Here is a 19,838-nt window from a genome sequence, read left to right on the forward strand (position 1 = left end):
ACTAGAAATTAAGTTGATCTAACAAGTCGAATGCTTTATCTAAATCGATTTCTTGTATTTCATCTATACTGTATAAAGCGTGTAAGAAAGCATGGAAACCGTCGGTTTTACGTCTATGTTCATCTTTTTTGATAAATTCTTTATTACCATCTTTTTTTACTTGTACCGCAACATTGTTCGTATACCAACGCATTAAAGGATTATCTCCAAATATAATTCTATGGTTGGCAAATAATGTTTCTATACGTGGTGCTAGTTTACTATGCACGCCTCTTGGATTTCGTAACACTTCAATCTCAAATCCAGCTTCTTCAAATAAAGGTCGCATTAAATCCATACGGAAATTATCTGCTACAACTTTTTGAATCGCATATTTTTTTCGCATTTTTATAAACCAATTCACTATATGTGCAGGATTAATTGATGGTTCATCTACTATCGTAAGATGCCCTCTACGTTCCCATTCCTTTATTGGAGGCTTTAATTGTGCTTGATCTAAATATTCTTTTCTAGCGAACGAGTGGGATAACCAAACAACGTCTTCTCCTTGTTTGAAAAGTAGACCTACTGCAGCAAAATCTTTAATACTTGCGTAATCCACCCCACCAATGGCAGTTTTATTTTTAAGTGGGGGTATATCTCGACTTGTTGCTAATACATCATCACGTGACGCTACAATCTTACTTGAATCTTCTTCCGGTAGATTCATACGTTTAGTCATAAAGTTTTCATATCCACTTGGACTGTGTTTTAAATCGTGATATTGATTTAATACTTTACGATAAAGACGTTTTCCATAGTCGCTCATAGGCTCTTCAAACATAGGATTTGCTTTTGACCATGTTGAAGGGTCATCTTTTTCATCTTTATGATCTAAACGACAGATAAACGGAAACAAACGGTCATCAGTTGCACGTCCTTCCAATATTTCTTTCGAACGCTCCTTCATTTTGTCTAAGAACCCCTCTCGAACAAATCCATCTGTACCAATAAAAAATTCCCTAGGGTGCTTAACTTTACCTAATCCACTAGAGAATACGTCCACAATATCATTGTTCTCATATCTATGAACCTCATCATAAATAATAAAACCTTCACGTCCCCCATCTTTACTACCAGCATTACTTGTTGCATATTCAAATTTACTTTGAGTTTTTGTAGATGTGATTCTCAGTTTTGTAAGATCGAATACACCTTCACCTTCTACATCGTTTATCTTACCCTCGTATAAACCATGTTTTATTATCATTCTATGCATTTCTTCAAATGACGTTTTAGCTTGTTTTTCTGTGTTCGCAACGACTGTTCCGTCATAGTTATCGATACCATGCAATTCACTAATGAAATATGTCGATAATCCACTTATTAGACCGTTTTTACCAGCACCACGTGCAACAAGCCAAAAGAATTGTTCGAAATAAAGTTCATCTTCCTCATCAAAGAGAAATACAAATGCAATTAGGAATTTTTGAAAAGGCTGTAATTTAAAGTAAAACCTTTCAATAAAAGCAATACACAATTCGATTTGCTCATTATCAAAATACAAATCATCTCTATATAAGACATTATTTTCTAAATGATCAATAAGTTTTATCCTATCGCTATTAAGTCTAATTTCACCATGCTTATACTTGTCGATGTACCATTTAACATGTTTATTTATTTCCATTCAACAAACTCCTTAAATTGCCAGTCTCTTTATCAACCACAACATCTATTTCTTCTGGGAGTAGTTTGGATAATTGCATAATTATTTTTTGATAAGCCGCATCTCGTGAGTTGAAAAGTTTAGCAATAGGTCTTTCCCTTTCATATGGAGGAGCATTCTCAGATTGAGTAAATAACTCATAATCACCTTTTTCCTGAATATCCACCCATGCATCATCTAACAATATACGCATTCGCGCAGCTTGAACAATTAAACCTTGCGCTACCCGTTTTTTATCATCAGGTATAGATTTAAATATTTTATCCAGTCGTTGTTTTTCTTTTTTTACACGAGCTTCATGTTGTTTAATTTGTTCTTCGTTACGTTCCATCGCAATATCACCTCATTTCAGTTTATCTAGGAGGGGTCATATGTGGAAAATTCACAATAAATGTCGAGAGAAGATTCCCCGCCCCGTTCCCCAGGTTTTTAATTTATCTCAAAATATTTCGGTGGGGGTGTATTATAATTTTTTTATACTTTACCACCATTCATCATTTGACCATTTAGTTTCTTTCTTTTTATAAATATTTCTATCGTGATGTTTTTCGTGGCACTCAAAACAAACCGTTACTAAATTATCGATATCCAATGCTAAGTCAGGTCTATCTTTGACTTCTTCTATATGATGTACAATAAGTTTGGTATCTTTATTTGTGACTACTCTACCTTTTTCTTTACACCACTGACATTCATAATTATCAGTGATTAGCCGTTGTTTTCTTAATCGTTTCCAATCCGATGTCTTATAGAATCTCTTTCTATCATTAACATCTTTATAATCTATATGTTTCATAGAATATAAACCGCCTCATCAAAATAAAAAGACACTGCGGTTAACAGTGCCTAGTGATTATGTTTTGTTATTTTATTTGAGCTTTACACTCATACGAACATATGCTACCAAATACATACACTCATATCAGCATAAAGTAAGACGCCCAGTTGTCTCTGGACGCCTAGTTTAGTTACTAATCAACTTCACTAAACAGATGAAACCACAATTTTGAAAGGAGGGAAAATGTCGTCATCGCAGTGCTTACATTAAGCACACACTTATTATATTAAAGATTTTGATATCCTCAAAATAGTGTCATTTTCGTCATTTCTGTCATTTTCGTCATTTTCGTCACTGCAATAAGTATATTTTCTCTGCTAGTTCATCACGTTTGGCAAGAAAGTTATTTCTATTTATTTTAGAATTAGGCATCTTCTTAATAATATCTTCCCTGTTGTAACCTTTTTTTAATAAGTCAAGAAAACAAAAGTCAATAGTACCTAGTTTTTGTTGGGCCTTATTAATAAATTCTATTTCTTCCAGCATTTGTGAGTAACGTCTATTAGTTCTGTCCAATCTAATAACAATATCCTCAACTTTACTGTTATTCTCTCCTTGCGCTTTAGGCAGTGTAGCTTGAATACCATATTGCGCGATTGAATTACTATCGTATTCAGGAATTGCATCAGCTATTACATTACATTTAACTTTATGTGTACCAATCATATTAAGTATGGCTTCTTTGCTATACATTACGTCCCCCCTCAAAGTGTCTTAATCTACTTTCTAATACTCGCTTTTCATATTCCCTAGCCTCTAATTTGCCTTTAAGTTGTGCGTTTTCAGTGATGAATCCTAGTAGCAATAATGTATATATCACAAACAGTATAATCCACCACATCTAATATTCCTCCGTATCAACTTCATCTTGTAGGTACATATCATTCATCAATGCCTTAGCACCCTCATAAATTAAAATAGTTACCAGCGTGTGTAATACCACTCTTAAATATTTCATATGATCACTCCACCTCATAAGTTGCTGTAAAACGTTTTATCTCGCCACCACATTTTTCGGCATATTTTTCAGCAGTAGGATCTTCTCCTACAAGAAAGGCACTAGCGCGGTTTGGATCTTCTGTGAAAGTACAACTACCCTCTGAACGATTAATTCTCAAATATATCCCTTCGTTAACCTCAATAATAAATTTTGTATCTACCGTTTTCATTTGATCACTCCTTGTTTAATATGTCTTTAACAATTTTTAGTATGTCTTTACTACTAGAATCCTGATGAGCCGAACCCTTTTTCTCCACGCTCTGTCACCTCGATAAACTCATCGACAACTTGTAATTGGGGTGTAACAATAGGCATGATAACTAGTTGGGCTAACTTGTCGCCTTTGTTGATTTGGTATGTTCCAACTTCATATTCACCACTATCAAAAGGTTTAAATTCAGATTCATCTACACCTATAACTTTAAGGCTAGTAAAACTTCCAGAACGCTGTGCATCATTCTTAATATTAATCTTCATACTTCCTGTGAATCCTGCATCAATTTTACCCGTTTCAACCACAAGGTGTGTCTTACTACTCACACCACTTCGGCTAGTAAGTAATCCAACGTAACCTTTTGGAATATTCACAGCTATGTCAGTAGCGATTAAAGCTTTCTCTTGCGGTTCGAGTATTACTGTTTCAGCTGCGTAAATGTCAAACCCTGCGTCTGTTGAATGGTTGCGTGTTGGTAATGTTGCGTTCTCCGATAATAATTTGATTTGTAATTTATCCATTTACTCGTCCTCCTCATTAATAAATTCAAAATTTTCATTTAATAAACCTCTTTTTATTTGTTATTAGTATTATTGTTAGATAATATTTGAACCAAGGAGGTGAAACATTATGTCAAATTCATCCGACAAACTGTTAGCTTCTCTATGCTACTTTAGTGTGTTCTTTGCTCCTATTCTTTTCCCTATAGTCGTATGGATTTTAACGAAATACCCAGTAACCACACATGCAAAAAAATCGATTATTTATCACATTCTTCCTTGGATTTCAATGACATTGGCTGCTATCTTTTTTGGTTTAAGCCAAAGTACACCTAACATACCTTTGTACTTTACTTTAGGAATAATACTTTTAGTTATGGCATTCTTAACATATGTCTATAATTTGTATTGCGGTGTAAAAGTTTTAATTACGAAAGAATTGTAGTCCCGATTTACGGGGCTATTTTTCTTATTAAATATCAAATATACTAATCTGACTGCCTAACTCCTCTGCGTACATTAGGTTATGCACTGATTTAAAGTAGTTAAATTCATCTGTAGCATAATAACCGTCGATATGGCTATAGTGCGACTTCGGTAAACCAACCATGATGTAGCCGCCGAAAGTTTCCTGTACAATCATTACTTTTTCTTCGGCTGCATTGTATAAGTGGAATGTGTGCATCACACCAGCCCCAATTCTTTTTGTAATTCAGCAATACTCACTTTTACAGCCACCATTCGCTTACTGTAGCCGTTTCTTTCGTAAGCGTCTGCTTCGCGTTTTTCAGTTCTATTATTAGCAATGGAATCAAGGTTATTTTTGTTTATACCTAGTTTCTTCACCACTTCATCCTTAGTGCCAGCGCAAATCACTTCGTCGCCTTTGTAAACCACATATTCATACATTGGTACGCCCATTACTTATCACGCTCCTGTAATTGTTCGAGTCTTTTGTATAAATCCTTAAGGCGTTCTCGCTCTTTAATTTCTCGCTCTAATCGCTTAACTTCTTTTCTTACTATGCGCTCAGTTCGGGATTTTGGTCTAATATATCCCCAAATTGCCCCCCAACCCATTTCAATTATAAGTAGATACAATGAGGGGATTCCAAAGAGTACTAGCACAATTAATATTGCTATGATGTCATCACTCATCACTTATCACACTCCAACCAATCACGATAACGGGTAGCGTAATCAATAATTTTATTTAATTCTTTTACTTCATCATCTTTGTAACCTAAACGGTCAACGTATTTACTTATCTGTGATTTAAACGCCCCTCTTAATTCGTCAGGACTGTATCTTTCGCACCAATAATCAATAAGGTCTGATTTGCCTAAGCCATAATGACTTGGGCGTTTCTTTTCGAATAATTCAAAATCATCTTCATCAGTAATTGTTTCAACCCCATGCGCACAATGTAACTTCGCCCATCGTTTATCATTCGGCATTTCTCTCACATAACCTTGAATTGGGTAGGCATTGATACCATCTTCTCTGTGGTTGTAATCCACATATGCGATGACTTTATCTCCTAGTTTTAAATCTTTAACCCTCATAACTTCACACCCTTTTTCTCCATTAATTCTTCAGGAGTTGCACCGTTACGCAATCTGCTATTTACAACTTCGTAACGCATGTTTAATAACTTAGCTAACTGTCTGACCGATACCACATAACCATTAATAATAAATTCACGTGAATGATCACCGGGTATTTTAGGTAATTTCTTTTCTTTCGGTTTAGCCTCATAACGTTTGATTTCTTTTTGTTTTACTGGCACACCTGCAAATCTGCATAAATCATAGTACGCCCTGCTAGGCTTAACGGATTGCGGTACTGTAGTTAACCATGGTTTCTCTTTTCTTTTCGTTTTATATCTTTGATACGCTTGCTCCATTTTCGATTTTTCTAATTCATCATGAGATGTTATTGTTGGTTTCTCTCCATTACGATGTAAAGCTAATACTGTATGCATGTTAATCACCTTCTATTTCATTAATTATTAATACTGTGCGTGCAGTTTCTGCATATTTTTTGAATGTTCTGATTTCAACTATTTGATTATCGTCTTTCCACAACTTTTCATTGCCTGCGTCTAATACTGTTTTAAGTAAATTATCTAAGTCAGGTTTAGTTCTCTTGTAACTTCCTAACATCGTAGATAGTAATTTTTTCGACCAACTTTTAAGTGGCGGAAAGTAGAATTCAATAGTTAGCTTTAACTGATTCTCACTTTGAAGATTTGGCATTTGTTCCGCTATAAACTTTTTGTGATGCGAATATGTTGTTGGCATGTAAGTTTGTACAAAACTTCCAGTTCTTCTAAATCGGGGTCTAGGCGACCCCATGGGTTTATCTAAATTCTTTTCATCTGCGTAGAATATTTCTATTCGAGTTTCTTTCATTAATCCACCTCATATAGCGTCATAGCCATACGTCTCTTGCGTTCTGAATACTTTTGGATAAATAGGTCGTACAAGTATTCTTCGTTACCCTGCGCACTTTCTATGAGCTTATTTGCGTATACCTCTGAACAATGGAGGTGTCTAATGATGTATTGTTTATCAATCAAAAGTTAATACCTCTCATTCTGTAATCTTCGCCATTCATGTTTATCGGTGTTGTATTCTTCATCATGCGACTAAATATCTTGGCTAGATCCTTATTTTGTATTAATTCTTTACTACTGTTATTGGTAGTAATGATGTTGTGCTTGCCTGTGCGTGATTCCATTACTTCGAACATTTTTTGAATCCCGAAGTTACTTAATGCTGTACCGTAATCATCTAGTACAAGTAAATCTACATCATCGATGATTTGGTCTAATTCTCTTTCGGTTAGCGTCGCATTCTTGTTATACGTACTTTTATAAGTAGTAATGAGTTGCGGCACGTTCATGTATAAAACTGAAAAGCCTTTTTCTCTAACCCGCTTGATAGTTGCCATAGATAAATGACTTTTACCTGTACCGTAGCTACCGTATAAAAGAATCGATTGCTTATTATCTAACTTAAAGTTGGTAGCGTATCGCTCTAGCAATGCTTTAGCTTTTTCTAAAGACTGGCTAGTTGGTATATAATTGTCGAATGTTGCGTCTGCTAGATCATCGTTAATAATCGATTTATTGAATATGGCATTCGCCTTATTCCGTTGTTGCTTTTTTTTAAAATCCTCTGTCTTTTGTTTGGCAAGTGCAATCATGTCACAATCACAACCGTCTTTAATCACTTGACCGTTATCAAATTCGTAATAGTCATAATCCCTACCGCATTTATCACAATGTAGACCCATTTCTTGTTTTACGACTTTATTCCTGAAGCCTGCTTTGTTAACTAACTTTTCAAAAGGGTTCATCTAAAACACCCCTTCATATTGCTTTCTCCAATCCTCATCTGCTGCATTTGATTGTTGTTGGTTGAGGTAACCTTCAAACTTAGTGCCAAATAACGTTTCAGGACGTAAGTACTTCTCCATATCCGTACCTTTCCATTCGGCTACTTTGTTATCTATGACCTTTTTAAAGTCGTCTAGGTTAAATCCTTCATCTGATCTAGCACGTATAACCGTTTGATTCTTTTTAGTAGTAGATTTATATTGCTTTCCAGTTCTTTCGTTAAGATAGTCAATTACATCACTGTAAGGATATGATGTCGGGTTACCCGACAATGTATCTATTCTATTTATATTATTAATACTTGTATTATTATTACTTGTATTATTATTACTTGTATTATTCTCTTTAACATTTGTGATAATAGGGGTATTAACAGAATTGTTAATAGGGGTATTATCATTTGTGTTAATAGGTCTTATCATTTCTGTTAAGGGGTACATTTTTCTTTGTTTAATTTCATTACCTTCTCTAATGATTTCAACTTGTAAATATCCGCATTCTTTTAAATTAGCTATCCGGCGTGATACTGTAACTTTCGTAACTTCATATAATTTCGCAAAGTAACCGTTGCTTGCTGTGCAGTAACCGTATTTATTGCTTAACGATGTGATTTCAGCGAATAATAACTTTTCACTGTCTGTAAGTCGGTTATCATATCTTACGTTTGCTGTAATGATTGAGTAGTAACTTGGTTGGTCAGTCATTTACATTCTCCTTTCTGGTATAATTTTTCTGAATGCTTTTGCATCAGATTGGGGGTGATAAAATGTATATCGATCCATTGAAAGATGTAAGAGGAGTGCTTACTCAAACATCTGCAAATCTAAAACAAACAACTAATATGGCGCTTAAGCCTTCACTTGAAATTCGTACAACCTTTAACAACGTCTTTCAACAAACAAGACCTGTTATAAAGCCTTTTATTTTTAACAACTCATCCGTGTTTAAGTTGAATATTCAAATAAATCTAACATTTCAACAGTTTCGAAATCGCTTATTTTCGGATGAAATTCTTAACGATTTTATAAAATCTACACAATTTCCTAGAGATGAAATTTTGAAGGTTAATAACAGGATCAGACAAACTCTTATTAAGAGTTACAGGATTAACACCTTGCCTAAACCCTTCAAATTTGCCCAACCAGTAAATACAACAGATGAAACTAACGGCTATGAAGTATTCGATAATTCTTTCGAACATGATTTCGTCACTCCTTTTATAAATTTTGTTAAAGGATTATCTAAAAGTTCAGCTTACGCTCTTGGTGGTCATGTATTAGTTAAGACTTCAAGTAATGAGTATGTTGATTACTTCTTCTCTACATCCGTTATCGCGTTACTTATGTCCGTGTTTATACTTTTGGATATTTTAGCCAAGAAACTTTCAAACGATGAGTGATTTTTATAGTTTTAGTACTCCTAAGTTTCTCCGCCAAGATGAAATTAGGAGTGCTATTTCTTTACTTTCAACATTTTATTAAGTCGCTCATCCACATCAACCCAACTGTCATGTAAATGGTACTTGTCGTTAAAGCTGTCCATGCCTATGTTGTGCTGCTCTGTGTGGTGGTCGCGGCATAAAGCTAATACTTGATTGCCGTAATGATTTATCTTAGTTCTGTCACGCCCTCGTCCTACTGCATACCTATGTGCTAAATCTGAATGAGGTTTACCGCATATAACGCAGTTTCTATTTACTGTTGACCAGTAGAGTTTTGATTTATCCCCTTTTAATAATTCACTTGTTTTGTAGCTGAGGGGTATTCCATTTTCAAACACCCAATCCAATATGATGTCGATGATTTGTGAAGCTTGTGTTCGAGTGCAATTACTAAGTGATATCGGATTGTCATATCCGTAGTAGGTTCTTACATATTCGATAAACATATGCCTCATATAGTCCATAGGTTGGCCCGTATGTTCTTCTATATCTTTGACTAAAGCGAATATCTTACGACGCTGTTTGCCAGTGATTTGAAACGGATCTACGACATTTACGTCAACTTCTACATCGAATCCGTTGTCTAGTAGTAGCGTTTCCTTATCGCCTAATTCAACACCCGAGATAACGACAGTTGTTGTGCCGTCATCTTGAGTGATGTAGCTAGTGATTAAAGGCATCTATATCAACTTCTCGATTTTATAAATTGTATTATCTCTAGCTACTACAGTTGTATAATTCTTTTGAAGTCTGTAACTTGTATATCCAATTGATCTATCAAGCCATTTATCTGCTTTCGCCATACTCTTAAACTCTAACTTTATGCCAGTATCTAGTTGTGTTAAAGACACTGCTTTTTGTGTATCTATAAGTCCATTTTCTAAAGCGTGTCGATTATTTTCCGAGTGGTTACACCACTCAAGATTATCTACATTGTTATTTTTGGGGTTGCCGTCAATATGGTTAATGCAATTTTTGCCCTCAATCATTGGTATAAAGGCAAACGCCACTAATCTGTGAACTAAAAAATCTTTTGGTTTACCATCTTTCCATAGTGCTACTCTTACATCTCGACCATTAGGTGTTTTGTTTTTTAAATAACGTTGTTTCCAATGCCTTACGCCATGTTTTTTTGTATAAGTAGTTTTATATTTATGAGTTCTCACTCCACCTTTGTTGCTGACTTCATACAAACCTTCATAACCTACAACATCTTTCCAAATTTCTTTCATATACACACCTCATCAAAACGGGAGTGACGAGTCATCAAAGTCACTGTTATCAAAGGGATTATCCTGCGCTTGCCCTTGCTGCTGTTTAGGCTGGTTGTTTGATTGTCCTTTGCTATCTAAAAACTCAACTCGGTTAGCAATGACACGCACTGCAGAACGGTTATTGCCTTGTTTATCTTGGAATCGGTCTTGTTTTAGGTTGCCTTCGATTAAAATCTTGCTACCTTTACCGCAGTAGTTGTTAAGTAACTCTGCCGTCTTGCCAAAAGCCACGATGTCAAAAAATGATGCATCATCTCTTTTGAACGGATTATCTACCGCCATTGAGAAGTTAGTCACTTGTGTTTGTCCTGCTGATTTAAGTTCTAAGTCTTTAGTAATACGTCCTGTTAAGATTACTGAATTTGCCATTATTCATTCTCCTTATATTTTTTCGCCATAGTTTGAATTTTGTTTATTGTGTTTACTGCTTGTCGTTCAGTCATAGCAGTGTAGTTTTGAATGCCAAATGTCTTTTCTGCTTGTTGTTGTGTTACATCTTTATTTAGTGACTTCATTAGTTCTACAAAGTTAAGCACTTCTTGCTTTAATGAACCTACAGTCTTACTACTTGCTTTAGGCTCTGATTTACTTTGCTTTCCACTTGCTGCATTACCGTCATCATCTTGATCACTTGTGATGCCGAATATTGCAGATAATGAGTAACGTTTAAGGTAACTAATTAATGACCCTGCACCTTGTGGCGTATTCTTTTCTGCATTCATAAAAACGGGGTCGTATTCAATGTATTCGCCACTTTCATGCATGAGCATTGTAGCGACTCCTACACGCCCCTCACCGTCGTTTAATGCCCATTGTGTATAAGACAAGCCATGAAGTGTTGCAGCCTCGTCAATAGCTTCTACAACGTTCTCAAGAGGTACATATTTTGATTTGAAGAAAGGATTATTTTTATCTTTGAGTGGCTGTTTAACTTCTTTTCGAAAAGCAACCATAGCTTTGTTAATTTCAACAACTGATTCAGATTTGTTCATAATTCCACCCTTTCAATTTCATCAGTTTCAGTGTGTGTGTGTTTATAAACATCATGTGTTGCTGTATCGATTAGCACATTTTCCATTCCATCGAATTTACGTGCATCACGTTTATCTGTTGAGTACTTGATGTTAGGGTTAGCTTCTGTTGGACGGTTCGTTACATAAATGTCTAAATCTTTGTGTTTATAGAAGTAAGTAACTACTTTACTCATTGAAACCCTCCCAACAGTCTACTCATTATGCGGTCATAGCTATCAATATTTTCAGCAATCCATACACGTGTTTCATACATTAAAATATCAATGGCACTTTCCATACCAGATACATCATAGATTGTGATTTCACTTACAGTATTATCGTCACGATCTTGAATTGTTACGTCTACGCCGAATTCTGTCTTGGCCACGTACATGTAAAATTTAAATCCATCTATCGTGATTGTTTTAGAAAATTCTTGTCCAATTTCGTAATACATTTGCGTTTTCCTCCATTTTTGGTAGAATGGAATCGGAATATGGTGTAAAAACTCCGACTCCCGACTGTTTGCTAGCTGCTACTAGCATTCAGTCTTTTTTAATGTGTTGATAACATATTTAGCTACGTAGTAACTAGTAACTACACTACTTATTGATACAAAAACTGTTGTTGTGAAGTATGCTTCGAATGCGAATACAGTAGTAATGACGAATGTGGTCACCATTGCTAGGATTAAAGCAATCATTTTGTCTACCATAAATCCGTCTCCTTTTTTAAAATATTCTCTCTAATGAATCTCAATGCAGGTTTCACTTCGATGTATCGTTTGTTGCCTTTCCCAAAGCGGTACATGCATTCTTGTTGAAATTCTTTGTTGCTATAAACGTGTTTCTCGAGATCATTTCGAGAAATCCCCGAAACCTTGATAAATTCCTTTGCATCTGCAAAGCCGATGAATTCCATTTTGTGTTCCTCCTTTACTTATTCAACACCCACATTCAACAGACGGTCATCGCAATGACTATTGAATGTATTTTTAGCGCCGCTCATATCATCGCCAGCTCTCGCTCACATCTGCTCAATGTGGGCGTTGAATATATTTAGTTGTGCTATACTTTTCTTATCTCCTTATGAAAGGAGGTGGAAAGTGTGAGTTTAAAAATGTACTGCTACTTGTTTTCGCTTTACCTTAAAGGCCGGTTAAAACACAAGGATAATAAAGCTATTGATCGTTTATTAAACAAAAATTACATCTATCAAAAAATTGTGGATTTTGAGGGCTATTTTCCTATTCATGCCGATTACGTCTATATCTCTGATGAAGGTAGAGAATTCTTCGAAAACTTTAATTTAAAATTTGCAATACCACTGCTACTATCGACATTATCGTTGCTAGTATCGATAACAGCGTTGGTAATATCGATTGTGTCTTAAAATCTTCTTTCGGTCGGTTATTTTCATTTAAAGCCTTAATTAAATAGCCGACTGAACGATTGTAATCTGCGTTCCCTCTTCTTAAAGCGAGAAATAATAATTTTGCTTTTGTTAAGTGATAATTTTTGTCATTTATTATCGACATTAATTCCTTTTTATGTTCTTCGTTCAAAATGTCCTCCTTTATGTTGGTTGTTCGATTGTGGGTAGGATGTCGTTGTCTTTTAGTAAGTCGTAAATGAACAATCTACCTTTTTGCGTCCACTTAGTGTTCATACGAACCGATGTGCTACCGTCTTTATGTTCAATCTCCGTTGTAGAAGAATGTGTGTAACCTTTGTCGTGTAGATTTGAATAAAGTAACCATTGTCCTGATTGTTTATACTGAACCCTTAAATCGTGTAATAACTTATTTAGTGCTTGAGCCGACATACCATAATCTTTTGCGATTTGTCCGACTGTTACTAAACTCTTGTTATTTAAAATAGTGTCTAAATAAGATGCTTTCGGTTCGTATTCGGCAATCTTTTGTTTTTGCATGTTGTTTTCAAGTTGTAATGCCTGTTTTTCTTTCTGTTCTTCAATCCAAAGTTCAGCGCGTTTAACTGGGTCATCTATCATGTAACTTGCGGTAGGCTGTTTAATTTGTCTTTCCATTTCGTTAAATTTGTTGATGTACGCCATTTTGAACTCGTTATGACCTTGAATGTTGAACATGTATAGAGTGAAGCCATCTTTGGTTAATAGATATTCTCTATTTTTCTTTCCGTTTTTAGCTTTATATTGATTTGGAATGAATAGAGCCGAAATGTCGGCTGTACTATTTTTAGCAACCTCATCAACTCCTTCTAATACATGTTTGTGTTGTCTACCTAATTCATTAGCTACTACTCGACTAGAGACTACTGCTCCTAATTCTGAATTGTTTTCGATTTTGATTTCTTGTAATAGTTGCATCTTTTATCCTCCTTAGTTCGTGACTTTTTCTTTTTCTTTAAATGCTAAAATGATTGATTGTTTTTTGTTGTTCATAAATACGAAATTTTCGTATTCGTTGCCTAAAAAAATATCATCGTATTTAACATTAAAAGCGCTCATATATTTGGAAAGTAAGCTGTCCTTAATATTGGTGGAATCTTTTTCCATATTTTGAATTGTACGTGAGGAGACACTAAATAAATCTCCTAACTCTTCTTGAGTTAATCCGTAATCAGTTCTCAACTCTTTTAATGTTTTCATGTTGTCACCGCCTTTCGGTAATACTAATATAATACGAAATTTTCGTACTGTCAACATAAAATACGTTTTTTTCGTAAATTTCTTTACTATGATATGAAAATTTCGTATAATAAGAAAAAAAGGAGGTAAGTAAAATGAACAAAGAAAGAAATATGATCATTGCCAAAAATATTAGAAGGTTCTTAAAAGATTCAAACATGTCTCAAAAGAAACTTGCTGAATTAATTAACATAAAACCTTCCACTTTAAGTGATTATTTAAATCTGCGTTCAAACCCATCACATGGAGTTATACAAAGAATAGCTGACGTTTTTGGTGTTGGCAAAAGCGACATAGACACTACATACAAAGACAACAACGACATCACAACTGTGTACAATCAACTCACACCTCCCCGTCAAAAACGCGTACTAGACTTTGCTAACGAGCAATTAAATGAACAAAATAACAAAGTCTTACATATAAATTCACACAATATAATATCCGAAGAAGTTGCTGTATACGGCTATGCTTCGGCAGGTACTGGAGAAACACTAATAGATGGTGTGGAATTTACGACGCAGTACAACGGACACATACCTAACCACGATTTTGCATTGCAGGTCAACGGCGATTCTATGGAGCCCATGTTCGAAGATAAAGAGATTATCTTTATCGATAAAACAAAGCAAATAAATAGTGGTCAAATCGGCATCTTTGTTATTGATGGTGAGGCTTATTTAAAAAAAGTGTTCATCAGTGACAAAGGTATACGTTTGGTTTCGTTGAACTCAAAATATCCTGACTTAAATTTTGATAATAGTCACGATATTAAAGTAGCAGGAAAAGTTATACTGTAGGAGGAATTAATTATGAAAGCTAAACAAAGGGATAAAGATTCACTTTTAAATAAATTTCCTGATTTCAGAATCATTATAGAAACAACTGGATCAACAAATTATCAAGGAACAGAATACAACGGTTCAATTATATCTTCTTTCAAAGAGATAGCTTTTGTATGTGAAAAAAAGAATTTTATATATGTAATTCCATGGTCTGATATAAACTCTATTTCTACTAAAAAAACATTTATAACAAATAATATCTACTTAAATTATGATAATTCATCTAAGAACTTAACATTTAAATTCACTAATGTTGAATCTGTTATAGCTATAGAAGTTTTATCTCAAGCAATTAATGAACACAAAATGGCGTTAAAAGTACAAGAAGATTTGTTAAACTCTAAGGAAAAAGAATTGGAAGACTTACAATTACATAAAGAATCAGAATTTCAACTGACACACCATGATATCGCTTCTATAAAACCGAATAATTTAGAAAAATACGATTTAATAAACGATGAGGCCGAAACAACTGATAATATTGTTCAAGATTCGTTCATCGTAGTTGGTTTGAATTATGAAAACAGACACAAAAAGCTGAAAAAAATGATAAATTCTATGAAAAAGAATGAAGAATTCTTTTTCTTATATGAGGATTTAAGAGGGAAGGAATTGTTAGATGAGCTTGAATTTGGAGGGGTAATATTTGAAATAGATAATTATGAAAAAGTCCCTGGGATTTATTTAGAAAAAGAACCAAATAACATGTACGATTCAAATGCTATAAAAGTTATGGTGTCTAACGATTATGGTAGTTTTAATGTTGGGTATGTTCCTAGTGAAAACGCCAAATATTTAAACGATTATTTCGATAATATAGTATCTTGTACCGCTTATATTTATGGTGGGAAATATAAAGAATTTGATTATATTGAAGAAAGAATAGTAACAAAAGAAAAGAATTATGGTTTAAAGTTGGAAATATCTTACTATAAATAAAAAACGATTATTACGTCACTTTATCACTATCTGATGACGGTAATGTGCGTAGTCTTATAGTTTCAAGTTTCGAATAAATTTAGGGTAGCCCGCCTACCCTTCTTTATTACACCCATTATGACTATCACGTTTGAGCCGTTGAGGGTGTTTGAGGTGAGAAGGATTAATTAAATCAATTTCGGAAAGCAAAAACCGCCACCTGATAACATATAAAAAATCAGACGGCGGAAAAAATATTTGAAAAAGGTATAAAGTCCTCGCAGAAGTGTTTTCAACTTCTAAACTTATTATAACAAACTCTATTATGTTAAGGAAATGATAAAAACACCGCTCCTAATTGGGGAAAGGAGCGGCCAACAAATACAAATATCTATTTAGATCACTATTAATAGGTGAACTATTATTAGTCTAACAATATTAATTTTATTTTTCAAGGGAGATGTTTATATTGAAAAAACTAAATGATAATCATATGGTAGAGGATTTATCTTTTATAGCCATAGTGCTTATTTTTCTAATTTTACCTATTTTACTAATCTTATTTTAATGTTTTAAAGGAGATTTTAAAAGTTGGATATTAAAGAGATCTTAGATGAAACAGGATGGAGTTTAATTGAAATATTAAAAAGAATAAACAGCTTTCCCTATGTTACAGAAAAAATAACTGAAGATACCTTAAGTAATATGACAAAAGAAGAATTTATGAAGTTTCTTTTAGGTAAAAAAGGAGACGACTTATGTGAATAATAACAACAGTGATAACAGTTTTTACACTCTTATAGCTATTCTTATGTTGATAATTGGCTTATTAGGAATTTTAACATTCACACTCATTTAAAACATATGAGTAGAGATTTTGAATTGAAATAAACATCAAAAAACCACCGCCCCTATCTACATAGAAGCGGTGTACAGAACGAACTAGAACGACTATTTAATTCATCTCAAATGAGAAGAACTGTTTATATTCTAGCAATTTTATTTTTATATTACAAGGAATGAGGGTTGAGGGATGGAAAATTTAAGTAAACAATTAGTTGATAAAAGTATTGAGTCATTTATCTTAGGTTTAGAAATATACAACAAACCCACAATTAAATATAGGATTGAAGGTTTTTCATTCTTTATATGTAATGCATGGGAGTTAATGTTAAAAGCAGAACTATTGAATCGTGGAGAAAATATTTATTATGAAGATAATCCTGATAGAACAATTAGTTTATCTAATGCCATTAAATTAGTTTATCCTGATTACAATACTCGCATAAGATTAAATTTAGAGAAAATTGTGGATTTAAGAAATATAAGCACTCACTTTATAACTCAAGAATACGAGATTAAATACGCTCCATTATTTCAAGCGTGCGTTATGAATTATATTAATGAAACCATGAAATTCCATAGCAAAGATGTTTCAGAGAACATTTCTCAAAACTTTTTAACGATTTCTGCTAGTTATGAACCGTTATCTAACGAACAAATAAAATTGAAGTATCCACCTGAAATTGCAGAAAAATTAATTAAAGAATCCAATGAAATAGACGTGTTAAGTAAAGAATATAATTCTGATAAGTTTTCGATTGGCATCAAACAAAATCTGTACATTACGAAGAAGTCAGAAGATGCCGATTTTATGGTAGCTGTTCACAAAGATGCGGATAATAAAGTTGACTTTATAAAAGAATATAAAGATCCGTCCGATACACATAAATATTCATTTAACAATGTAATAACAGCAGTGAACGAGAGGCTTAAAAAGAAGAATATAAATCTATCATATTCTAAAGGGTTCAATCAATATGTATTAAATTTAATAATTGATTTTTATGATGTTAAAAATGAAGAAAAGTATGCATACAAGCATACAATAGGAAAACAAGAATCTTTTACATATTCTCAACAATTTATTGAGTTTATTATTAGTGAAATAAAAAAGAATCCAACAAAATTTGTGGATAGTTTGAGAAATAAAAAAAGATAACCCCAGGCACATAGGAATGCTCAGTGCATAAAGCACCTACCCCATTTTGGGACCCAGCGTTAATCCTTCTCGAGTTATCTTAAATACATTATATGACATTATAAACAACAATTCAAGAATATAATTTCTGGGTACCCCCACGTACCTTATTATTTTTTACTTTTTTGAGGAGTTGATAAATATGGCGTCATTTACAGTGACAAAACGAAAGAATAAAACATCAACATCATGGCAATATGATGTAAAACACCCCTCTTTTAAGTCGGGTAAAAAACGTAAGTCAGGATTTAAAACTAAAGCAGAGGCAACGAATGCTGCTCAACAATTGATTAATGAGTTGGAGAATGGATTTAATTTAGAAGATAATAAGAAGTTTACTGATTACTATTGGGATTGGATAGAAATTAAAAACAAACGTAATTTATCTAAACGCCAGTTTTATTGGTACGAAAGAGCGATTAGTTTGTTTAGTGAACACTTTGGTGAAGATATGCTTATTAAGAACATTACACGTTCTGAATACCAAAAGTTTTTAAATAAGTACGGTCATGATCGTGCAGATGAAACAGTACGTAAAGTACATGGTTGTTTATCCCGTTGTATAAAAGATGCATTGTACGACGGTTATCTAAAAAAAGACCCTACTTATAACGTAGATGTAAAAGGAACGAAACAAGCAAAAAAAGAAGATGCTAAATTTATGACTATTAAACAGTATTTAGACATGATTGAGTATTTTAAATCTAGAGACGAAATGAGTTATATATTCTTATATATCTTAGCTATAACTGGTGCAAGGTTTAGTGACGTTATAAATATGACTGAAATAGATTTAAACGAAAAAGATGGGATTATTCATCTAAGAGGCACTAAAACAGCTAATGCAGATAGATTTGTGGAAGTTACTACAAAGGATGTTAAACATATCAAAAGTAAATTATCGAAATTGCCACGTAGAATTGATGGTAAATTATTTAAAATTAGTCATAACGCGGTAGCCAAAACATTTAACCACGCTAAAGAACATATTGGTTTAAATGACAATTCAATCACACCTTATGCCCTACGACATACACATACATCTTATTTACTTTCAAAAGGCATACCAATCGAATATATAAGCAAGCGTTTAGGTCATTACAACATTTCAATCACCCTTGACACTTATTCACATTTACTTGATGAACATAAAAAAGAGCAAGGTCAACGTGTCAGAGAATTATTCTCTTGACACATATTTGACACTTGCTACTCCGAAACCCTTTCATATCAAGGGTTTAGTACGGAAACGGAGGGATTCGAACCCTCGCGCCGCTCTCGCGACCTACACCCTTAGCAGGGGCGCCTCTTCAGCCAACTTGAGTACGTTTCCTTATGGCTCCACAGGTAGGACTCGAACCTACGACCGATCGGTTAACAGCCGATAGCTCTACCACTGAGCTACTGTGGATAAATAATATTTTTTGTAAGCACAGATACTATTATATCAATTCACTTGAAGAAATCAAGCCTTAAAATTAAAAAAGTTAACGGAATATTTACACTATCCCTTTCAGAATTCCGCCAACTTTACATTTTACGCAATAAAATGATTATTCGCACCTACTCTATCGCATAAAGTTCGTTCAAAGCAATAGTGAGATAATCCTTTTGACGTTCATTGGTAATGACGAGCTCATTGTTTAACGTGTTGATGGATGCAATATACCCTTCTATCGTGTGAATATGACCTGAGCGCCAATAGCTTATTTTCGCAACTTCATTTTTAGATATTTTAAAGTGTAACATATGATTGATTTCAATCATTTGATCTTCACTTAAATCTGGACGATCAATTTTCAGTTGATTCGCCTCAAATTGTTGAATTCTTTCAAATTGTTCAGGTAGCGTCGCAAATGGTGCCCATTTCACAATTCCGCGTCCCATTGGAATGCGCGTATTCAAATATTGTCTTGGTATTTTACGATAATCCGTTTCTGCTTGATATTCTGGAGGAAGTGTACGATCCATCAT

At 33.9% G+C, this 19,838-nt stretch carries 33 protein-coding genes, 2 tRNA genes and 1 pseudogene; 7 read left to right on the forward strand and 29 right to left on the reverse strand.

Annotated features, from left to right (window positions below; translation table 11 throughout):
* Position 1: 1 nt before the first annotated feature.
* From G8Y84_RS05255 to G8Y84_RS05285, 7 genes are all read right to left on the reverse strand, one after another.
* A complete protein-coding gene (locus G8Y84_RS05255) occupies positions 2–1,669 on the reverse strand; it encodes a terminase TerL endonuclease subunit (protein WP_107372797.1) in 1,668 nt (555 codons plus the stop codon).
* A complete protein-coding gene (locus G8Y84_RS05260) occupies positions 1,656–2,039 on the reverse strand; it encodes a hypothetical protein (RefSeq protein WP_107371945.1) in 384 nt (127 codons plus the stop codon). Before G8Y84_RS05260 ends, G8Y84_RS05255 begins: the two co-directional genes overlap by 14 nt.
* Positions 2,040–2,189: 150 nt before the next feature.
* Entirely contained in the window at positions 2,190–2,504 is a 315-nt protein-coding gene (locus G8Y84_RS05265; protein ID WP_151367957.1) for an HNH endonuclease, read from the reverse strand.
* Positions 2,505–2,837: 333 nt separating this feature from the next.
* A complete protein-coding gene (locus G8Y84_RS05270; protein WP_107363192.1) occupies positions 2,838–3,239 on the reverse strand; it encodes a hypothetical protein in 402 nt (133 codons plus the stop codon).
* Entirely contained in the window at positions 3,232–3,387 is a 156-nt protein-coding gene (locus tag G8Y84_RS05275; protein ID WP_165806172.1) for a hypothetical protein, read from the reverse strand. Before G8Y84_RS05275 ends, G8Y84_RS05270 begins: the two co-directional genes overlap by 8 nt.
* Before the next feature lie 121 nt (positions 3,388–3,508).
* Entirely contained in the window at positions 3,509–3,715 is a 207-nt protein-coding gene (locus tag G8Y84_RS05280) for a hypothetical protein (protein ID WP_151367958.1), read from the reverse strand.
* 53 nt (positions 3,716–3,768) lie between these two features.
* Positions 3,769–4,281: a dUTP diphosphatase gene (locus G8Y84_RS05285; RefSeq protein WP_151367959.1), complete on the reverse strand. Its 513-nt coding sequence runs from the start codon at positions 4,279–4,281 to the stop codon at positions 3,769–3,771.
* Between the two features lie 109 nt (positions 4,282–4,390).
* Between G8Y84_RS05285 and G8Y84_RS05290 the strand changes: the two genes are divergently transcribed.
* Complete coding sequence (locus G8Y84_RS05290; protein ID WP_165806173.1) at positions 4,391–4,705, forward strand: magnetosome magnetite crystal formation protein family; 315 nt, start codon at positions 4,391–4,393, stop codon at positions 4,703–4,705.
* Positions 4,706–4,732: 27 nt separating this feature from the next.
* On the opposite strand, the gene G8Y84_RS05295 is transcribed toward G8Y84_RS05290, so the two are convergent.
* The 8 genes from G8Y84_RS05295 to G8Y84_RS05330 form a co-directional block, all read right to left on the reverse strand.
* Entirely contained in the window at positions 4,733–4,945 is a 213-nt protein-coding gene (locus tag G8Y84_RS05295; protein ID WP_037572027.1) for a hypothetical protein, read from the reverse strand.
* On the reverse strand, positions 4,945–5,181 hold the full coding sequence (locus G8Y84_RS05300; protein WP_037572029.1) for a hypothetical protein: 237 nt from the start codon (positions 5,179–5,181) through the stop codon (positions 4,945–4,947). The genes G8Y84_RS05295 and G8Y84_RS05300 overlap by 1 nt, the downstream gene beginning before the upstream one ends.
* Complete coding sequence (locus G8Y84_RS05305) at positions 5,181–5,417, reverse strand: hypothetical protein (protein WP_107369160.1); 237 nt, start codon at positions 5,415–5,417, stop codon at positions 5,181–5,183. Before G8Y84_RS05305 ends, G8Y84_RS05300 begins: the two co-directional genes overlap by 1 nt.
* Entirely contained in the window at positions 5,417–5,824 is a 408-nt protein-coding gene (locus G8Y84_RS05310; protein WP_107377228.1) for a DUF3310 domain-containing protein, read from the reverse strand. The genes G8Y84_RS05305 and G8Y84_RS05310 overlap by 1 nt, the downstream gene beginning before the upstream one ends.
* Complete coding sequence (locus tag G8Y84_RS05315) at positions 5,821–6,243, reverse strand: hypothetical protein (protein ID WP_107369162.1); 423 nt, start codon at positions 6,241–6,243, stop codon at positions 5,821–5,823. Before G8Y84_RS05315 ends, G8Y84_RS05310 begins: the two co-directional genes overlap by 4 nt.
* A 1-nt stretch (position 6,244) precedes the next feature.
* On the reverse strand, positions 6,245–6,658 hold the full coding sequence (locus G8Y84_RS05320; RefSeq protein ID WP_423156892.1) for a RusA family crossover junction endodeoxyribonuclease: 414 nt from the start codon (positions 6,656–6,658) through the stop codon (positions 6,245–6,247).
* A 178-nt stretch (positions 6,659–6,836) separates the two neighbouring features.
* On the reverse strand, positions 6,837–7,622 hold the full coding sequence (locus G8Y84_RS05325; RefSeq protein WP_105963542.1) for an ATP-binding protein: 786 nt from the start codon (positions 7,620–7,622) through the stop codon (positions 6,837–6,839).
* Positions 7,623–8,366, reverse strand: a complete 744-nt coding sequence (locus tag G8Y84_RS05330; protein WP_165806174.1) for a conserved phage C-terminal domain-containing protein — start codon at positions 8,364–8,366, stop codon at positions 7,623–7,625.
* A 62-nt stretch (positions 8,367–8,428) separates the two neighbouring features.
* Between G8Y84_RS05330 and G8Y84_RS05335 the strand changes: the two genes are divergently transcribed.
* Positions 8,429–9,061 carry a hypothetical protein gene (locus G8Y84_RS05335; RefSeq protein WP_037572046.1) on the forward strand — a complete coding sequence of 211 codons (633 nt, stop codon included), beginning with the start codon at positions 8,429–8,431 and terminating at the stop codon, positions 9,059–9,061.
* A gap of 53 nt (positions 9,062–9,114) precedes the next feature.
* On the opposite strand, the gene G8Y84_RS05340 is transcribed toward G8Y84_RS05335, so the two are convergent.
* The 11 genes and pseudogenes from G8Y84_RS05340 to G8Y84_RS05390 all read right to left on the reverse strand — a co-directional run bounded on the left by G8Y84_RS05340 (position 9,115) and on the right by G8Y84_RS05390 (position 14,193).
* On the reverse strand, positions 9,115–9,783 hold the full coding sequence (locus tag G8Y84_RS05340) for a putative HNHc nuclease (protein ID WP_105963540.1): 669 nt from the start codon (positions 9,781–9,783) through the stop codon (positions 9,115–9,117).
* Positions 9,784–10,335, reverse strand: a complete 552-nt coding sequence (locus tag G8Y84_RS05345; RefSeq protein ID WP_105963539.1) for an NUMOD4 motif-containing HNH endonuclease — start codon at positions 10,333–10,335, stop codon at positions 9,784–9,786.
* Between the two features lie 12 nt (positions 10,336–10,347).
* Positions 10,348–10,746 carry a single-stranded DNA-binding protein gene (locus tag G8Y84_RS05350; protein WP_105963538.1) on the reverse strand — a complete coding sequence of 133 codons (399 nt, stop codon included), beginning with the start codon at positions 10,744–10,746 and terminating at the stop codon, positions 10,348–10,350.
* Positions 10,746–11,369 (reverse strand): ERF family protein, encoded by a 624-nt coding sequence (locus G8Y84_RS05355; RefSeq protein WP_107383278.1) that lies wholly within the window; start codon positions 11,367–11,369, stop codon positions 10,746–10,748. The genes G8Y84_RS05350 and G8Y84_RS05355 overlap by 1 nt, the downstream gene beginning before the upstream one ends.
* Positions 11,366–11,584, reverse strand: coding sequence for a DUF2483 family protein (locus G8Y84_RS05360; protein WP_105963566.1), 219 nt, complete (start codon positions 11,582–11,584; stop codon positions 11,366–11,368). The genes G8Y84_RS05355 and G8Y84_RS05360 overlap by 4 nt, the downstream gene beginning before the upstream one ends.
* On the reverse strand, positions 11,581–11,847 hold the full coding sequence (locus tag G8Y84_RS05365; RefSeq protein ID WP_107363096.1) for a DUF1108 family protein: 267 nt from the start codon (positions 11,845–11,847) through the stop codon (positions 11,581–11,583). Before G8Y84_RS05365 ends, G8Y84_RS05360 begins: the two co-directional genes overlap by 4 nt.
* Before the next feature lie 251 nt (positions 11,848–12,098).
* A complete protein-coding gene (locus G8Y84_RS05370; RefSeq protein WP_105965180.1) occupies positions 12,099–12,311 on the reverse strand; it encodes a hypothetical protein in 213 nt (70 codons plus the stop codon).
* A 382-nt stretch (positions 12,312–12,693) separates the two neighbouring features.
* On the reverse strand, positions 12,694–12,954 hold the full coding sequence (locus tag G8Y84_RS05375; RefSeq protein ID WP_105965179.1) for a hypothetical protein: 261 nt from the start codon (positions 12,952–12,954) through the stop codon (positions 12,694–12,696).
* An 11-nt stretch (positions 12,955–12,965) separates the two neighbouring features.
* Positions 12,966–13,739: a phage antirepressor KilAC domain-containing protein gene (locus G8Y84_RS05380; protein ID WP_151367961.1), complete on the reverse strand. Its 774-nt coding sequence runs from the start codon at positions 13,737–13,739 to the stop codon at positions 12,966–12,968.
* 12 nt (positions 13,740–13,751) lie between these two features.
* Positions 13,752–14,021: an SA1804 family transcriptional regulator gene (locus G8Y84_RS05385; protein WP_151368054.1), complete on the reverse strand. Its 270-nt coding sequence runs from the start codon at positions 14,019–14,021 to the stop codon at positions 13,752–13,754.
* Positions 14,018–14,193 (reverse strand): annotated as a pseudogene (locus G8Y84_RS05390) (transcriptional regulator). The gene G8Y84_RS05385 and the pseudogene G8Y84_RS05390 overlap by 4 nt, the downstream one beginning before the upstream one ends.
* On the opposite strand from G8Y84_RS05390, the gene G8Y84_RS05395 reads away from it, so the two are divergent.
* The 5 genes from G8Y84_RS05395 (at position 14,156) to G8Y84_RS05415 (ending at position 19,056) form a co-directional block, all read left to right on the forward strand.
* Positions 14,156–14,860 (forward strand): XRE family transcriptional regulator, encoded by a 705-nt coding sequence (locus G8Y84_RS05395; protein WP_151367962.1) that lies wholly within the window; start codon positions 14,156–14,158, stop codon positions 14,858–14,860. The pseudogene G8Y84_RS05390 and the gene G8Y84_RS05395 overlap by 38 nt on opposite strands.
* A 12-nt stretch (positions 14,861–14,872) precedes the next feature.
* Positions 14,873–15,844, forward strand: a complete 972-nt coding sequence (locus tag G8Y84_RS05400; protein ID WP_246864349.1) for an HIRAN domain-containing protein — start codon at positions 14,873–14,875, stop codon at positions 15,842–15,844.
* 570 nt (positions 15,845–16,414) lie between these two features.
* Positions 16,415–16,591, forward strand: coding sequence for a hypothetical protein (locus tag G8Y84_RS05405; protein ID WP_157946230.1), 177 nt, complete (start codon positions 16,415–16,417; stop codon positions 16,589–16,591).
* 265 nt (positions 16,592–16,856) lie between these two features.
* Positions 16,857–17,825, forward strand: a complete 969-nt coding sequence (locus G8Y84_RS05410; protein ID WP_037572091.1) for a DUF3644 domain-containing protein — start codon at positions 16,857–16,859, stop codon at positions 17,823–17,825.
* A gap of 181 nt (positions 17,826–18,006) precedes the next feature.
* Positions 18,007–19,056 (forward strand): tyrosine-type recombinase/integrase, encoded by a 1,050-nt coding sequence (locus G8Y84_RS05415; RefSeq protein ID WP_037572093.1) that lies wholly within the window; start codon positions 18,007–18,009, stop codon positions 19,054–19,056.
* Positions 19,057–19,108: 52 nt separating this feature from the next.
* Here G8Y84_RS05415 and G8Y84_RS05420 read toward each other — a convergent pair.
* The 3 genes from G8Y84_RS05420 to G8Y84_RS05430 form a co-directional block, all read right to left on the reverse strand.
* Positions 19,109–19,197, reverse strand: a tRNA-Ser gene (locus G8Y84_RS05420).
* 3 nt (positions 19,198–19,200) lie between these two features.
* A tRNA-Asn gene (locus tag G8Y84_RS05425) sits at positions 19,201–19,275 on the reverse strand.
* 152 nt (positions 19,276–19,427) lie between these two features.
* Positions 19,428–19,838, reverse strand: a complete 411-nt coding sequence (locus tag G8Y84_RS05430) for a YolD-like family protein (protein WP_037572095.1) — start codon at positions 19,836–19,838, stop codon at positions 19,428–19,430.

It is taken from the genome of Staphylococcus sp. 11511212 (assembly GCF_011394755.1).
Taxonomy (GTDB): Bacteria; Bacillota; Bacilli; order Staphylococcales; family Staphylococcaceae; genus Staphylococcus; species Staphylococcus chromogenes.

Bases quoted from the DNA above. Each gene is read 5' to 3' on its own strand.
- G8Y84_RS05255 (WP_107372797.1), bottom strand. From the start codon at position 1,669: ATGGAAATAAATAAACATGTTAAATGGTACATCGACAAGTATAAGCAT.
- G8Y84_RS05260 (WP_107371945.1), bottom strand. From the start codon at position 2,039: ATGGAACGTAACGAAGAACAAATTAAACAACATGAAGCTCGTGTAAAA.
- G8Y84_RS05265 (WP_151367957.1), bottom strand. From the start codon at position 2,504: ATGAAACATATAGATTATAAAGATGTTAATGATAGAAAGAGATTCTAT.
- G8Y84_RS05270 (WP_107363192.1), bottom strand. From the start codon at position 3,239: ATGTATAGCAAAGAAGCCATACTTAATATGATTGGTACACATAAAGTT.
- G8Y84_RS05275 (WP_165806172.1), bottom strand. From the start codon at position 3,387: ATGTGGTGGATTATACTGTTTGTGATATATACATTATTGCTACTAGGA.
- G8Y84_RS05280 (WP_151367958.1), bottom strand. From the start codon at position 3,715: ATGAAAACGGTAGATACAAAATTTATTATTGAGGTTAACGAAGGGATA.
- G8Y84_RS05285 (WP_151367959.1), bottom strand. From the start codon at position 4,281: ATGGATAAATTACAAATCAAATTATTATCGGAGAACGCAACATTACCA.
- G8Y84_RS05290 (WP_165806173.1), top strand. From the start codon at position 4,391: ATGTCAAATTCATCCGACAAACTGTTAGCTTCTCTATGCTACTTTAGT.
- G8Y84_RS05295 (WP_037572027.1), bottom strand. From the start codon at position 4,945: ATGCACACATTCCACTTATACAATGCAGCCGAAGAAAAAGTAATGATT.
- G8Y84_RS05300 (WP_037572029.1), bottom strand. From the start codon at position 5,181: ATGGGCGTACCAATGTATGAATATGTGGTTTACAAAGGCGACGAAGTG.
- G8Y84_RS05305 (WP_107369160.1), bottom strand. From the start codon at position 5,417: ATGAGTGATGACATCATAGCAATATTAATTGTGCTAGTACTCTTTGGA.
- G8Y84_RS05310 (WP_107377228.1), bottom strand. From the start codon at position 5,824: ATGAGGGTTAAAGATTTAAAACTAGGAGATAAAGTCATCGCATATGTG.
- G8Y84_RS05315 (WP_107369162.1), bottom strand. From the start codon at position 6,243: ATGCATACAGTATTAGCTTTACATCGTAATGGAGAGAAACCAACAATA.
- G8Y84_RS05325 (WP_105963542.1), bottom strand. From the start codon at position 7,622: ATGAACCCTTTTGAAAAGTTAGTTAACAAAGCAGGCTTCAGGAATAAA.
- G8Y84_RS05330 (WP_165806174.1), bottom strand. From the start codon at position 8,366: ATGACTGACCAACCAAGTTACTACTCAATCATTACAGCAAACGTAAGA.
- G8Y84_RS05335 (WP_037572046.1), top strand. From the start codon at position 8,429: ATGTATATCGATCCATTGAAAGATGTAAGAGGAGTGCTTACTCAAACA.
- G8Y84_RS05340 (WP_105963540.1), bottom strand. From the start codon at position 9,783: ATGCCTTTAATCACTAGCTACATCACTCAAGATGACGGCACAACAACT.
- G8Y84_RS05345 (WP_105963539.1), bottom strand. From the start codon at position 10,335: ATGAAAGAAATTTGGAAAGATGTTGTAGGTTATGAAGGTTTGTATGAA.
- G8Y84_RS05350 (WP_105963538.1), bottom strand. From the start codon at position 10,746: ATGGCAAATTCAGTAATCTTAACAGGACGTATTACTAAAGACTTAGAA.
- G8Y84_RS05355 (WP_107383278.1), bottom strand. From the start codon at position 11,369: ATGAACAAATCTGAATCAGTTGTTGAAATTAACAAAGCTATGGTTGCT.
- G8Y84_RS05360 (WP_105963566.1), bottom strand. From the start codon at position 11,584: ATGAGTAAAGTAGTTACTTACTTCTATAAACACAAAGATTTAGACATT.
- G8Y84_RS05365 (WP_107363096.1), bottom strand. From the start codon at position 11,847: ATGTATTACGAAATTGGACAAGAATTTTCTAAAACAATCACGATAGAT.
- G8Y84_RS05370 (WP_105965180.1), bottom strand. From the start codon at position 12,311: ATGGAATTCATCGGCTTTGCAGATGCAAAGGAATTTATCAAGGTTTCG.
- G8Y84_RS05380 (WP_151367961.1), bottom strand. From the start codon at position 13,739: ATGCAACTATTACAAGAAATCAAAATCGAAAACAATTCAGAATTAGGA.
- G8Y84_RS05385 (WP_151368054.1), bottom strand. From the start codon at position 14,021: ATGAAAACATTAAAAGAGTTGAGAACTGATTACGGATTAACTCAAGAA.
- G8Y84_RS05395 (WP_151367962.1), top strand. From the start codon at position 14,156: ATGAACAAAGAAAGAAATATGATCATTGCCAAAAATATTAGAAGGTTC.
- G8Y84_RS05400 (WP_246864349.1), top strand. From the start codon at position 14,873: ATGAAAGCTAAACAAAGGGATAAAGATTCACTTTTAAATAAATTTCCT.
- G8Y84_RS05410 (WP_037572091.1), top strand. From the start codon at position 16,857: ATGGAAAATTTAAGTAAACAATTAGTTGATAAAAGTATTGAGTCATTT.
- G8Y84_RS05415 (WP_037572093.1), top strand. From the start codon at position 18,007: ATGGCGTCATTTACAGTGACAAAACGAAAGAATAAAACATCAACATCA.
- G8Y84_RS05430 (WP_037572095.1), bottom strand. From the start codon at position 19,838: ATGATGGATCGTACACTTCCTCCAGAATATCAAGCAGAAACGGATTAT.